Here is a 14298-nt window from a genome sequence, read left to right on the forward strand (position 1 = left end):
TTTATACAATGATTACGCAAGCTATCATAACATTGTATTTTCATGCCTATAATTTTAAATACGCAAAACTTTTTATTTTGTCAAATTAATTTTGTTCTTCTTGAATTTCTTCATCATCAATTTCTTCTGGGTCAACTTTCGCCATTGTTGAAACAATTGCACCTTCCTCAACCTTGATAAGATGAACACCAAGTGTTGCTCTCCCTGTCTCTGAAACATTTGCAATACTAAACCTAATCATGACACCCTTATTAGTTATTAGCATAATATCTTCTGTTCCAGTAACTGTGGTTATTCCTACAACAGATCCATTTTTTTCTGTTACATTTGAAGTCTTTATCCCTTTACCACCACGACCTTTAATTGGATATTCAGATGCTTTTGTTTGTTTACCAAACCCATTTTCACTGATTACAAACACGTGGCTATCTGGATATAATATATCAGCCCCAACGACATAATCTTCATTCCTTAACCGTATACCACGAACGCCAGAAGCAGCTCTTCCCATCGCTCTAACATCTTCTTCAGAAAAACTAACTGCATATCCGTCATGTGTGCCAATTATTATTTTCTTTCTACCATCTGTTATTAAAACACTTATTAGTTCATCGTTTTCTTTAAGTGTAATCGCCTTTAACCCATTACTTCTGATATTTGAAAACTCTGCAACTGATGTTCTCTTCGAAATTCCTAAACGTGTTGTAAAAAACAAAAACATTTCTCTATCTTTCATATCTCGAGAAATATTAATAACTGCCTGAACCTTCTCACCTGAATCTATACCAAGCAAGTTGATAACAGGTATCCCTTTGGCAATTCGCCCGTATTCAGGTATTTCATAGCCTTTCATACGGTACACTTTTCCTGTATTAGTAAAGAATAAAAGCTCGTCATGCGTAGATGTATTCACTAAGTGTTCAATAAAGTCATCATCATGAACACCCATACCTTGTACACCACGCCCACCTCGACGTTGTGCTTTAAACTCGTTCGTGGCCAATCGCTTGATATAACCATTATGCGTTAATGCTATGACTACATCTTCTTCTTCAATTAAGTCTTCATCTTCGATACTAAGAACTTCGCCCACCATTAATTCAGTTCTACGCTTATCTCCATATCTTTCTTGAATTTCTAAGAGTTCTTGATAAATAATCTCATCAATTTTTTCCGTATGGGCAAGAATATCCTTATAGTTAGCGATTGCCTCAACTAATTTATTATATTCCTCTTCAATTTTTTCACGCTCTAAGCCAGTCAAACGAACTAATCGCATATCCAAAATAGCTTGTGCTTGCTTATCAGAAAGTTGATATCCATCAATTAATTTAACTTTGGCAACTTCTCCGCTTTTAGAACTACGAATAATATTGATAATCTCATCAATATGATCAAGTGCTATTCTTAATCCTTCTAGTATATGTGCTCTTGCCTGTGCTTTTTTTAATTCAAATTCTGTTCTTCGCCTAATTACTGTTTCTTGGTGCTCTAAATAATACTTTAATATTTGTTTTAAACTAAGTATTTTGGGTGTACCTTTAACAATAGCCAACATATTAAAACCAAAAGTTGTTTGCATTAAAGTTAGTTTGTACAAATTATTAAGGATAACAGATGCACTCATGTCTCGCCTGATATCAATTGAAACACGCATACCCTCTCTATCAGATTCATCACGAATATCTGTTATTCCTTCAATTTTTTTGTCACGCGCTAATTCAGCAATTCTCTCAATGAGTTTTGCTTTGTTAACCATATATGGCAATTCGTGAATAATTATTTGTTCACGACCATTTTTTAGTTCATCAATTTCAACTTTGGCCCTTACTGTAACAGTTCCTTTCCCCGTTTCATAAGCCTTCCTAATTCCAGATTTACCCAAAACAATTCCCCCAGTTGGGAAATCTGGCCCTTTGATTGCTTCCATTAAATCTGCGGTTGTTGCTTCAGGATTTTTCATTAAAATGTGTAATCCAGAAATAACTTCAGCCAAATTATGCGGTGGAATATTTGTGGTCATCCCTACAGCAATACCTGTCGCTCCATTAACAAGTAAATTAGGAAACCTTGCCGGCAAAACAACCGGCTCTCTTTCTGATCCATCGTAATTTTCAGTAAAATCAATCGTATTTTTATTAATATCACGTAACATCTCTGTTGCAATTCTACTCATTCGTGCTTCCGTATAACGCATCGCAGCAGCACCATCGCCATCGACTGATCCAAAGTTACCATGACCATCGACAAGCATATATCTGTAACTAAATTCCTGTGCCATTCTAACCATCGACTCATAAATTGCAGAATCTCCATGCGGATGATACTTCCCCATAACATCGCCAACAATTCTTGCTGACTTTTTATATGGCTTATCAGGTGTCACACCTAGCTCATTCATTCCATATAAAATTCTACGATGTACAGGTTTTAATCCATCACGAACATCAGGCAGTGCACGTGCAACAATAACACTCATTGCGTACTCCATAAAAGACTTACGCATGATTCCCGATAAATCAGAATCCTTGATTCTATTTGGAAGATCTACCAATGTCTATCCCTCCTATTTTTTGAAGTTCCCACTTATATTTCCCAGGAAATATCTAAACATCTAAATTATCAACAAAAGTTGCATTTGCTTCAATAAATTCACGGCGTGGTTCTACTTTATCACCCATTAACATTTCAAAAACTGAGTTTGCTTCTTCAGCATCTTCGAGTTTGACTCGCAATAGTCTTCTGTTTTCTGGATTCATAGTTGTTTCCCACAATTGTTCAGCATCCATTTCCCCTAAACCTTTGTATCTTTGAATAACAGGCTTTGGCGCCGGTTGTAATTGTCCTAAAACTTCCTCAAGTTCTACATCAGTGTCAATATATTTAGTCATTTTCCCTTGGCGTACTTGATAAAGCGGCGGTTGCGCAATATAAACAAAACCCTTATCAATCATTGGACGCATAAACCTGTAAAAAAGCGTCAATAATAAGGTACGAATATGTGCACCATCAACATCGGCATCAGTCATTATTATTAATTTATGGTATTTTGCTTTTTCGACATTAAATTCTTGTCCAAAACCTGTCCCTAAAGCTGTAAATAATGATCTGATTTCTTCATTTGCTAATATTCTATCCAACGTTGCTTTTTCGACATTTAAAATTTTACCTCTAATAGGTAAAATAGCTTGTGTTAATCTTGAGCGTCCTTGCTTAGCTGAACCGCCAGCAGAATCACCCTCAACAATAAATAATTCTGAAATTTCAGGATCTTTACTTGTATTGTCAGCTAATTTTCCTGGTAAATTACTAATCTCTAGTCCATTTTTCTTTCTCGTAACTTCACGTGCTCTTTTAGCAGCTATCCTTGCCTTGGAAGCTAACAATCCTTTATCAACTACTCTTCTTGCTACTGTTGGATTTTCCATCATAAATTTAGAGAAATGTTCAGCAAACATTCTGTCCGTTACAGTTCTTGCATCCGAATTTCCTAGCTTAGTTTTTGTTTGCCCCTCAAACTGTGGATCTGGGTGCTTAATACTAACAACAGCAGTTAGTCCTTCACGCACATCTTCTCCTGAAAGATTATCATCATTTTCTTTCATTATTCCACTTTTACGTGCATAGTCATTGATTACTCTTGTCAACGCTGTTTTAAATCCGGCTTCATGAGTTCCACCTTCATAGGTATGGATATTATTAGTAAAAGTTAATAAATTTGAATGAAAATCATCGGTATACTGTAACGCAACCTCCACAGTAATTCCTTTTTGTTCGCCTTCAACATAGATAGGCTCTTCGAATAAGACTTGTTTTCCTTTGTTCAAAAATTCAACATAATGTTTTATTCCACCGATATAGTGAAATTCTTTTGTTCTAGGATTTTCCTCACGATTGTCTTTAATCGTAATTTTTAGTCCCTTATTTAAAAAAGCAAGCTCCCTAATTCTAGTAGTCAATATTTTAATATCATAGGTAGTTGTCTCTGTAAAAATGTCAGGGTCAGGCAAAAAATGAACCTTTGTCCCATGCTCATGTTCGCCACATTTTCTGACAACTTTCATTTCATTATTTACTTTTCCCCTTTTAAAATCGATCGCATAAACTTTTCCATTTTTTTTGACCTCAACATCAAGGTTTGTTGATAAAGCATTTACAACGGAGGCTCCTACACCATGGAGTCCACCTGACACTTTGTATCCTCCACCACCAAATTTTCCACCAGCATGTAAGATTGTGTACACCGTTTCCAACGCTGGCCTACCCGTCTTAGTTTGAATATCTACAGGTATCCCTCGACCATTATCAATAACAGTTATACTGTTATCTTTTTCGACTGTTACATTAATTTCATCTGCAAACCCTGCTAATGCTTCATCAATACCATTATCAATAATTTCCCATACCAGATGGTGTAACCCTTGTGAACTTGTTGAGCCAATATACATTCCTGGACGTTTTCTTACTGCTTCAAGACCTTCAAGCACTTGAATTTGACTAGCATCATATTCTCTAGCTTGTGCTTCTTTAACGTCTTGCATTTCCTTGTCTGTCAAATTTACTCTCCTCCAATAATTACTTTCCTATTGTCTAAATTTTTCCTCTTTAGTTTTCCCCGCTACTACTCTAAATATTTTGGGATTTTTTATAAACTTTTCCGCAATTTCACTTATACTAGGGGTTGTTAAAAAAGTTTGAACTCTATCTTGAATTGCTCTTAGTAGATGTGTCTGCCGTGCACCATCTAGTTCAGATAAAACGTCATCTAATAATAAAATTGGATATTCTCCAGTTTCATTTTTCATTACGTCTATTTCAGCTAACTTTACTGACAATGCCACTGTTCTTTGCTGACCTTGCGATCCAAAAATTTGAACATTTTTGTCATTAATAAGAAATTGAACATCTTCTCTGTGGGGGCCATACAAGGTCAGTCCTTGAAAAATCTCTTTTTTTTGATTGTGTTGATATAAAATTTTTAGATCTTGATATATTTGTTTTATATTTTTTTTATAAACATTTTCTATGCTAGTATCATATAAAAAACTAAGCTTTTCTTTTTCTTCTGTAATTTGTTCATGCACTAATTTTGCATATTTTTCAAGTTCTTTTAAAAAAATAATCCTTTTGGCAATAATTTCTGCCCCAAAAGTTGCAATCTGATCTGATAACACTTCTAGCAAAACTAAATCTTTAGACTGTTTCGATTGTAGTTGCTTCAAGTAATTGTTTCTTTGTTTTAAAACCACACGATACTGACTTAAATTATACAGATAATGTGCGTCAATTTGACCAAATTCCATATCAATAAATTTTCGTCTTAATGCTGGAGAACCTTTGACAAGTGCTAAATCTTCAGGAGCAAACAAAATAACATTCATTTGGCCAACATATTGCGATAATTTTGCCTGTTCCAAATGATTTATTTTTGCTTTTTTCCCCTTTTTTCCAAGAAAAAGCTCTAAATCTAATTTGCTTACATTACGTTCAAGGATTCCCTGAAGTAGTGCTTCATTTTCTTCAAAGTTAATTAATTCTCGCTCATTATTTGTTCGATGACTTCTTGTCATTGCCAAAACATAAATGGCTTCAAGTAAATTAGTTTTGCCCTGTGCATTTTCGCCTATTAAAATATTAACTTTTGGTGAAAATTCCAAACTAGTTTCTGTGTAATTCCGAAAATTTTTCAGTACCATTCTTTTTAGATACATATGCTATCTGTCCTGTTTTGCGCACATTAAAAAAGTCCCTACTGAAGGGATACTAACTTTGTCACCTGCATAAAGTTTACGACCTCTTCGATTATCTTGTTCTCCGTTGATCCAAACTTCATTTTCTTGCAAAAACCACTTTGCTTGTCCACCAGAATCGATTACCGAAGCTATTTTTAGTAATTGGCCTAAAGTAACATACTCAGTTTTTAAAAGAATTTCATTATTCAACAGATTTCACCAACTTCCTTATTTAACCTAATTATAAACTTTTTTTAAACAAATAACAATTGAAAAAGGGCTTATTATTCGATATAAGCTATTTTAAGGCCTTTTAATATAAATATACCTACTGTTAGTTAAATCTCATGAGTTTGTGTTTTTTTGCGTTTTAGACCTATTTTTACGTAAGATAAAAAGGGAACTAAATCAAAGGTTTCTTTGATCTAGTTCCCTTTTGTTACGAATGAACATGTTTCGCAAGTCCAAACTCACAGATTAATTTATGTTTCAATCTTTTTTGTAATTTTAAAAACTAATGTAAAAATTGAATTAGAATCCCTGCGATTACAAGAATAATTGCCCCACCTAAACGATTTCCCATTTGAGCAAATGCAATCAATCCCATACGATTTGATGCAGAAAGAACAGCAACGTTACCTGTTCCACCCATACTATTATTACATAAACCAGCAGTAATAATTGATTCAACTTCATATAAACCAAATAATTTTCCTATCAATGCACTAGCAATCGTTATTGTTATAATACTTGTTATTACAAGTACTACAAATTCCCATGTTAAAGCATGTGCTAAAAGTGTCAAATTAAGCAATGCAATTCCAATTCCTGCAAGAACTGCATGAGTTAAATTTTTTACAATCAGTTGATTAAACATAATAGCAGCATCTTCATAATATTTTGGTAAAATATTTGTTGCTTTACAAATGAAAACAATAATAATAATAAATGCATACGTATGAACTTTAGGTACCAAACTATTGAAAATTGTTGCCAACATGAAAAATGATAAAGCCATCATCATCCCAACACCAAACTGCATTATATCTAATTTAACCTTACGTGGCTTTGTATATTCTGGATCGATTTCCATCAAGATACCATGACCATTATATTTAGGATATGATTCACCAATTTTAGCTACTAAAGCAGCAGCTATAATGGCCAAGACGTTACCAGCTGCTGAAGCTGGAATAAGTTGCGAAATCATACTAGCCGATGACTGACCAAGAGCATGACCATAAATAGTAGATAATGGTACAACACCTGCTCCAATACCACCTGCCATAATTGGGAGTGATACGAACATCACAGAATGACCAAATCCATTACCAATCAACATTCCAACAAGTCCAACTGCAAAGAATGTGATTATCATTGAAAGAAATGCAACCGGTATAAAGCGTACCGATGCTTTTATTAAAAGATTACGATTCATACCAAGTATACTACCACTAATTAATGCAGCAATATAAAAATCTAAGAATCCTTCATTACTAACAAAATTTGAGGCAACTTTAACTGCATCAGCAGGAATAATCCCAAAAGTTGCCATTGCAGCAGATGCAAATATACAAAAGACAGAACCTCCACCGAGATAACTGTTAAAAATAGGAATTTTTTCTCCTATAAAATACAAAACATGTCCTAAAACTACTAGTAAGACTACTGCACCAAGTATTGTATTTGGTAATTTGTGTAAAGCAATAGTTGCTGCAAGAATTACTAACATTATTATATAAAACGGCATTGCAACGCCGCTAATTTTAATCGAAAAGAATCGTTTTAAAGCAGATTCTTTTACTTCGCTTTCTTCTACCTTTTTTACTTCTTCCACTATTTTCACCCTCGAAATTATATCTTAATTTTAGTATTCTGGAGTCCACTTCATATCAGCAACAGCTTTTTTTGCATCAGCAATGTCTTCTCTATTTAATCCCTGAGCAACTACACTTTCAGCAGTTGCTTCAGCAATAATTTGTGAGAATTTTGTAAGCTGTGAAACTGGTGGTAATACGGCAGCACCATCAACGTTAGCATCCACTAAGCCACCAAGTGCATGGATTGCAGCTGAAATTGTTTCTTGTGTCAATAGTTTTGCTGTAGAAGCAACTAATCCAAATCCTAATCCTGGGTAAATCAAAGCATTATTTCCTTGACCAATATGGTAAGTAACACCCTTATATTCAACATCTGCAGCAGGAATACCTGTAGAAATAAGTGCTTTTCCATCAGTCCATTTAATTAAGTCTTCAGCCTTAGCTTCTGCTAATTTTGTAGGATTTGAAAGTGGGAAAATCAATGGACGTTCTGTATGTGCAGCCATTTCTTTTACAATTTCTTCGGTAAATGTCCCTGGTTGTGTTGATGTACCAACCATAACTGTAGGATGAACAGCTTTAACAACTGCTGCCAAAGTTGTCAATTCTTCAGCATTTTCAAATTCTGAGCGATCACGTGTGAATGGTTTTTGAGCAGGTGTTAGATCTGGTGTATCACTAAACAAAAGACCTTGTTTGTCAACTAAATAAAAACGTTTACGTGCTTCTTCTTCTGTCAAACCTTCTTGAACTAATTCAGTAAAGATCTGATTTGCGATTCCCATTCCGGCTGTACCTGCACCGAATGTTAAGAATTTTTGATTCTTAAGTTCTTGTTTAGAAATCTTCATAGCACCAATTGCAGCTGCTAAAACAATCATTCCTGTACCTTGAATATCATCGTTAAATGTAGCAATTTCATTCTTATATTTATCTAAGATAACTTGCGCATTTGCACGACCAAAATCTTCAAAGTGAAGAAGTGCTTCAGGGAATGCTTTTTGTTGTGCTTCTACAAACTTATCAATAAAGTCTAAGAATGGTTGACCAGCTACACGTGCATGGCGGTTACCCAAATACATAGGATCATCAATTAATTTTTGATTGTTTGTACCTGAGTCGATACTTACTGGCAACACTTGTGCAGGATTGATACCAGCTGCTGCTGTATAAACCATTAATTTACCTACAGCGATGTCAACACCATTGACACCCCAGTCACCCATTCCTAAAATACCTTCTGCATCAGTAACAACGATTAATCGAATATCACGACCGTCAGTTGCATTTTTTAATGTTTTTTCGATGTCTTCTGGATGATCAATTGATAAAAATGCTGCGTGTTGTGGATTTGTGTAGATTTCATTATATTGTTCAATTGAATCTGCAACAACTGGATCATAAACAACTGGCATGAATTCGACAACATGTTGATCCATCAAATGATAGAACAATGTAACATTCTCATTAAAAAGGTTCATTAAAAAAATGCGTTTTTCTAATGGACTTGTTTTACTTTGAAATTGTGCATAAGCTTGTTCTGTCTGTTCTTCAAGCGTTTGAACTTTACTTGGTAAGATTCCTATCAAGCCTAATTCTTCACGTTCTTCCTTAGTAAATGCTGTTCCTTTATTTAAAAAAGGATTGCGTAATACTTCATAACTCTTCAACATAAAAATAACACTCCTTAAATTTTTTGATAATTTAACTAGTTCTTCTTTGAACATATGCAATATACTCTCCTATTTTATATATAGTCAAAAACTGAAATTACTATAAAAAAATATTATATGTAGCACAATTTTTGTTGTTACAATAATTAAAGTAATTATATTTTGAGTTCAATTATTTTGATTGACTAAAAGATTAAATTTGTTTTTCCTTTATGATCAAATTTAATCTAAATTATGATTAATAAAAAATATGCGGTAAATGGTAATTTGTAACCAATTTTTATAGCAATAAAACAAGAGGTTATGTCAAAATTTAAATTTTGACATAACCTCTTGTTTATATAAATATTGGAAATATTTCTAGTATGTTCTTACAGGAGTAATTAATTGAATAAAATGGTCTTGATCCTCGCTAGGAACTAATGTAAAAGGTCTCAATGGAGCATTAAAGGAGACTGTAATTGTACTTTGTCCAAAGGAACGCAGTGCATCTTTCATATAGTCCGGATTAAATGAAATTTCAATATTTTCACCTATTAACTTTTGAAATTTTAATTTTTCTTCAACATTACCTATTTCTGGAGAATTACTATATATCGTTGCTTCTTGTTTCCCTGTATCTAATTCCAATTTTACAACGTTGTTTTGACCTGCATGTGAGAGCAATGAAGCTCTTTCAATTGATGAAAGGAATTCATCTGCACTAAAATCGATGGCAGTTGCTGAATCTTTTGGAATTAATCGATCTGTATCTGGGTAATTTCCTTCTAATAACCTAGAATAAAAAGTCGTATTGTTGAATTCAAAAAGGACTTGATTTTCTGTTATTCGCACCTTAACTTTTGATGCATCTTCATTAATCATTTTTGATAATTCACTCAAGGATTTTCCAGGAATGATGACATCATAAGAAGAATCTGCAGCATCTAGCATTGTTATTTTACGTTTACTTAAGCGATGGCTATCAGTTGCGACTGCAACTAGTTCCCCGTTTTCAATAGTTAAATGTACTCCTGTTAAAATAGGTCTACTTTCTTGAGTGGAAACTGCAATTACAGTTTGACTTATAATTTGTTTTAAAATGTCACTTTCAAGATCTAACGTATTCGATGTCGTTATCTCTGGTAAATGTGGGTAATTTTCCGCATCTAATCCCTTGATATTGAATGAAGCAGAACCTGATGTTATTTCAGTTTGATAATTATTAGTAACTTCTAAAGTTAATTTATCTTCTGGAAGTTTTTTTATAATTTCACTAAAAATTCTAGCAGTTAATACAATTTGACCAGGTTCTTGAACCTCTAATTGAAAATTATCATCTTCAGCTGGAATAAAAGTTTCAATTGAAATATCTGCGTTACTTCCTGTAAGTGTCAGTCCTCTAGCCTCTAATTTTAATTTTAATCCCGTTAATATAGGAATTGTTGTCTTAGTTGAGATAGCTCGTTGAACGTCAGTTAAACTTTTTATAAATTCAAATCGATTGACAGTAAATTTCATGAAATGCCTCCTGAATATATAATATTAATAATAATAAAGATAGTAATAGTAGTAGGGCCTGTTAGTATTGTGCATAACATTAAGAGTGCTACGAAATAACTAGATATCCACATGTGAATATCTTGTGTATAACTACGCTTTTTATGCACATTTATGCACAGCGGTATTATTTTTTTAATTTACTTTTTAAATCATTAATTTCACGTTGTAGCTCTGAATTGCTATTAAGGGCTCCTGAGATTTTTTCATGGGCGTGAATCACGGTAGTATGATCTTTGCCACCAAACTCATGCCCAATTTTTGGAAGAGAAGCATCTGTAAGTTCACGTGCAAGGTACATGGCTACTTGTCTAGGAATTACAATATTTTTAACCCGCTTTTTTCCTTTTAAATCGCCAACTGAAATATGATAATATTTTGCAACCTTGTCTTGGATAACAGATATTGTTATTTCATTTGATTTTCCATTAAGCTTGAGATTTTTTAAGGCATCTGCAGCTATGCTAGTTGAAATAGGTAGGTGAATCATTGAAGAATATGCTTGAACTCTGACTAAAGCTCCCTCTAATTCACGAATATTAGAATCAATTTGGCCGGCAATGTAGCTTAAAGTGTCATCTGGAATATTTAAATCATCAGCATCTGCTTTATTACGAAGAATAGCAATTCTGGTCTCAAGGTCTGGAGGCGTTATATCAACAGAGAGGCCCCATTTGAAACGTGATACAAGCCTTTTTTGTAGCTTTGGAATCTCGTTAGGTAGGCGATCTGAAGAGAGAACTATCTGTTTTTTATCGTCATATAGTGCGTTAAATGTGTGAAAAAATTCTTCTTGTGTTCCTTCTTTATCAGCAAAGAATTGAATATCATCTACTAGTAATAAGTCAACACTACGGTATTCTTTGCGAAACTCTTCTTGCCGTTTTGTTTGAATCGAATTAATAAAATCATTGGCAAAGGCTTCACTCGTAACATATTTGACTTTAGCTTGTGGTTTATTTGCAAGCATCTGATGTCCAATTGCGTGCATTAAATGAGTTTTTCCTAACCCAACGCCCCCAAAGAAAAATAGCGGATTGTACAAGGCTCCAGGTTCTTCAGCGACAACTAAAGCAGCAGCATGAGCCATCTGATTACCCTTTCCAATAACAAAGGTATCGAATGTATATCGTTCATTCAACTTTGTTTCGCGCATAAAAGTAGGTCGTGAATCACTAACTTTTGTCCTAGGGTGAACATTATTTTTTGAAGAATTGGAATTGTTCAGTAAGGGATCTGGTTCATCTGGTAATTTCGCAATTACTGTGATTTTTTGTCCAATAGAATCAGCTATTAGTGAGACCACTTGTTTGCTTAGGTTTGCTTTCCAATAATCTTTATGTAGAGCTGTAGGTACTTCAATCACTAAAGTTTGAGATGAAAAAGCTATAGGCTTAACAGCTTTTAGCCAAGTATTGTAACTGATTGTAGATAGCTTGTTTTTAAATTCATCACAAATATATTGCCATAAGGTTTCAAGATCAGGCACGTAGATACCTCCTTTTTAAGTTCACAAGAAACAGTTTAGCATTTTTTTAGCAAGTTTTCCACAGGTAGGTGAAAAAGAAAAGAACAAAAACCACAACATGTAAATTCATTGTCCACATGTAGAAAAATGTAAAAATAAATATTCTAAATTTAGCAAGTTTTCCACAAGGTAATAGTGGAGAACTAAAAGCGTTCTTTTTAGGTTTTGAAGGGTTTTCCACAAAAAAATAATAACCTGTGGAAAAATGATAAACAGGCTGTGTTTTGGTGGATAACATTGTTAAAACGCATGTTGAAAGAAAAAATAAAAAAAAAGAAATCCACAAGAAGGACAAGACATACTCTTTTTTTGTGGATAACTTTATAAATGAATTAGCTTTTGCAAAAATGGTAATTTTTAGAAATGTAGCTGTTTATAAATTATTAGTAAGCACTTGACAAAACGCTAATTTTTAAGTATAGTGTCAAGTATCATTGTTAAGTAGCTATCAAGGAGGTGGAAAATCTAATGAAGAGAACATACCAACCTAAGAAACGTCATCGACAAAGAGTGCATGGCTTCCGCAAACGTATGAGTACAAGTAACGGTCGCGCTGTTTTAGCACGTAGACGTCGTAAAGGTAGAAAAGTATTGTCTGCATAGGCCACTGACCGTCAGTGGTCTTTTATTTTGACGTAGATTTTTATGCGGCACATGGAGATGAATTATGCGAAAATCATACCGTGTCAAAAAAGAAGAGGATTTTCAAAAGGTATTCATGCAAGGGAAGTCTTGTGCGAACCGACAATTTGTTGTTTATGTAATTGATAAACCAAATCAAGTGCATTTCAGGGTGGGAATTTCTGTAGGAAAGAAAATTGGGAATTCAGTAGCACGTAATTGGGTTAAGAGACGAATAAGGCAGAGTTTAACAGAATTGAAGCCACATTTGCGTCAGGATTGTGATTTTATAGTTATTGCACGTCCACCAATTTCAGGTGTATCAATGGCTGATACCAAAAATAATTTGATGCATATCCTACGCTTAGCTCATATTTTGTTGGCATAGACATACGAAAAGTGAGGGGAATGTAGTGAAAAAAACAAGACGAATTCTCACATTACTTTGCATTGTGGGGCTAGTTTTTATTTTAAGTGGTTGTAGTACAACTACTGTAACTCAAAATAGTTCAGGTGTGTGGGATCACTACATAATCTGGAGTTTTATCCAAGCAATCGTTTTTTTAAGTAAGATTTTTGGTAATAGTTATGGGTTAGGCATAATTTTGTTTACAATCATTATTCGTGTCATTCTTTTTCCGCTTATGGTTTACCAAATGAAGAGTATGCGAAAAACAACAGAATTACAACCACAGCTAAAAGCTTTGCAAAGTAAGTACTCAACAAAAGATGCTGAAACACAAAGCAAGTTACGTGAGGAGCAACAAAGGTTATATGCTGAAGCGGGTGTTAATCCCGTTGCGGGTTGCTTGCCGATGGTAATACAAATGCCGATTTTAATTGCGTTGTATCAAGCGATTTTAAGATCAGACGTTTTGAAGACGGGAACTTTTCTGTGGATGAAACTTGGAGATAAGGATCCTTATTTTGTATTACCTATTTTGGCAGCAATATTTACATTTCTAACATCTAAGTTGAGTGTGATGTCACAGCCTGAACAAAATGGGATGACAACTGCGATGACATATGGAATGCCAATTTTTATCTTGATAACTGCAATTTCTTTACCTTCAGCGTTATCACTTTATTGGGTGATAGGAAATGCATTTTCAGCTGGGCAAACATTATTGATAAATAATCCATTTAAAATTAATCGTGAACGTGAAGAAAAGAAAAAAGTTGAAAAAGATAAAAAGAGAGCCATAGAAAAGGCAAAGCGAAGAGCTTATAAAACTAAAAGAAAATAGAGATATCGGTTTTTGAGTAATAGTAAAAACAAGTATCAATCTTGGAACTAGAAAAAGGGACTGTGCCATAAGTCCCTAAGCAAAAGAGCTTCACCAGAGAAAGTAATGATTTTTCTGGTGAAGCTCTTTTGGTATAAT

Annotated in this window: 11 protein-coding genes; 3 read left to right on the top strand and 8 right to left on the bottom strand. The window is 34.0% G+C overall.

Features of this window, described 5'->3' with window-relative positions:
• Nucleotides 1-85: 85 nt before the first annotated feature.
• The 8 genes from gyrA to dnaA all read right to left on the bottom strand — a co-directional run bounded on the left by gyrA (nt 86) and on the right by dnaA (nt 12253).
• Nucleotides 86-2554, bottom strand: coding sequence for a DNA gyrase subunit A (gene gyrA / locus FC80_RS01040; RefSeq protein ID WP_057828296.1), 2469 nt, complete (start codon nt 2552-2554; stop codon nt 86-88).
• A 52-nt stretch (nt 2555-2606) separates the two neighbouring features.
• Nucleotides 2607-4541, bottom strand: coding sequence for a DNA topoisomerase (ATP-hydrolyzing) subunit B (gene gyrB, locus FC80_RS01045; protein ID WP_202813105.1), 1935 nt, complete (start codon nt 4539-4541; stop codon nt 2607-2609).
• Between the two features lie 42 nt (nt 4542-4583).
• Nucleotides 4584-5711 carry a DNA replication/repair protein RecF gene (gene recF / locus FC80_RS01050; RefSeq protein WP_057828298.1) on the bottom strand — a complete coding sequence of 376 codons (1128 nt, stop codon included), beginning with the start codon at nt 5709-5711 and terminating at the stop codon, nt 4584-4586.
• A 3-nt stretch (nt 5712-5714) separates the two neighbouring features.
• Complete coding sequence (gene yaaA, locus FC80_RS01055; protein ID WP_057828299.1) at nt 5715-5942, bottom strand: S4 domain-containing protein YaaA; 228 nt, start codon at nt 5940-5942, stop codon at nt 5715-5717.
• A 304-nt stretch (nt 5943-6246) separates the two neighbouring features.
• Complete coding sequence (locus FC80_RS01060) at nt 6247-7569, bottom strand: 2-hydroxycarboxylate transporter family protein (protein ID WP_057828300.1); 1323 nt, start codon at nt 7567-7569, stop codon at nt 6247-6249.
• A gap of 30 nt (nt 7570-7599) precedes the next feature.
• A complete protein-coding gene (locus FC80_RS01065; RefSeq protein WP_083486892.1) occupies nt 7600-9279 on the bottom strand; it encodes a malolactic enzyme in 1680 nt (559 codons plus the stop codon).
• 306 nt (nt 9280-9585) lie between these two features.
• On the bottom strand, nt 9586-10725 hold the full coding sequence (gene dnaN, locus FC80_RS01070; RefSeq protein WP_057828301.1) for a DNA polymerase III subunit beta: 1140 nt from the start codon (nt 10723-10725) through the stop codon (nt 9586-9588).
• 166 nt (nt 10726-10891) lie between these two features.
• The gene (gene dnaA, locus FC80_RS01075; RefSeq protein WP_057828302.1) at nt 10892-12253 is read right to left on the bottom strand and encodes a chromosomal replication initiator protein DnaA; all 1362 of its coding nucleotides are present in this window, start codon (nt 12251-12253) and stop codon (nt 10892-10894) included.
• Nucleotides 12254-12760: 507 nt separating this feature from the next.
• Here dnaA and rpmH point away from each other — a divergent pair.
• The 3 genes from rpmH to yidC all read left to right on the top strand — a co-directional run bounded on the left by rpmH (nt 12761) and on the right by yidC (nt 14160).
• Nucleotides 12761-12895, top strand: a complete 135-nt coding sequence (gene rpmH, locus FC80_RS01080) for a 50S ribosomal protein L34 (protein WP_010078018.1) — start codon at nt 12761-12763, stop codon at nt 12893-12895.
• A gap of 64 nt (nt 12896-12959) precedes the next feature.
• The gene (rnpA, locus tag FC80_RS01085; RefSeq protein ID WP_057828303.1) at nt 12960-13301 is read left to right on the top strand and encodes a ribonuclease P protein component; all 342 of its coding nucleotides are present in this window, start codon (nt 12960-12962) and stop codon (nt 13299-13301) included.
• A 25-nt stretch (nt 13302-13326) separates the two neighbouring features.
• A complete protein-coding gene (gene yidC, locus FC80_RS01090) occupies nt 13327-14160 on the top strand; it encodes a membrane protein insertase YidC (protein WP_057828304.1) in 834 nt (277 codons plus the stop codon).
• Nucleotides 14161-14298: the final 138 nt, after the last annotated feature.

The sequence above is a fragment of the Liquorilactobacillus cacaonum DSM 21116 genome, assembly GCF_001436735.1.
Lineage (GTDB): Bacteria > Bacillota > Bacilli > Lactobacillales > Lactobacillaceae > Liquorilactobacillus > Liquorilactobacillus cacaonum.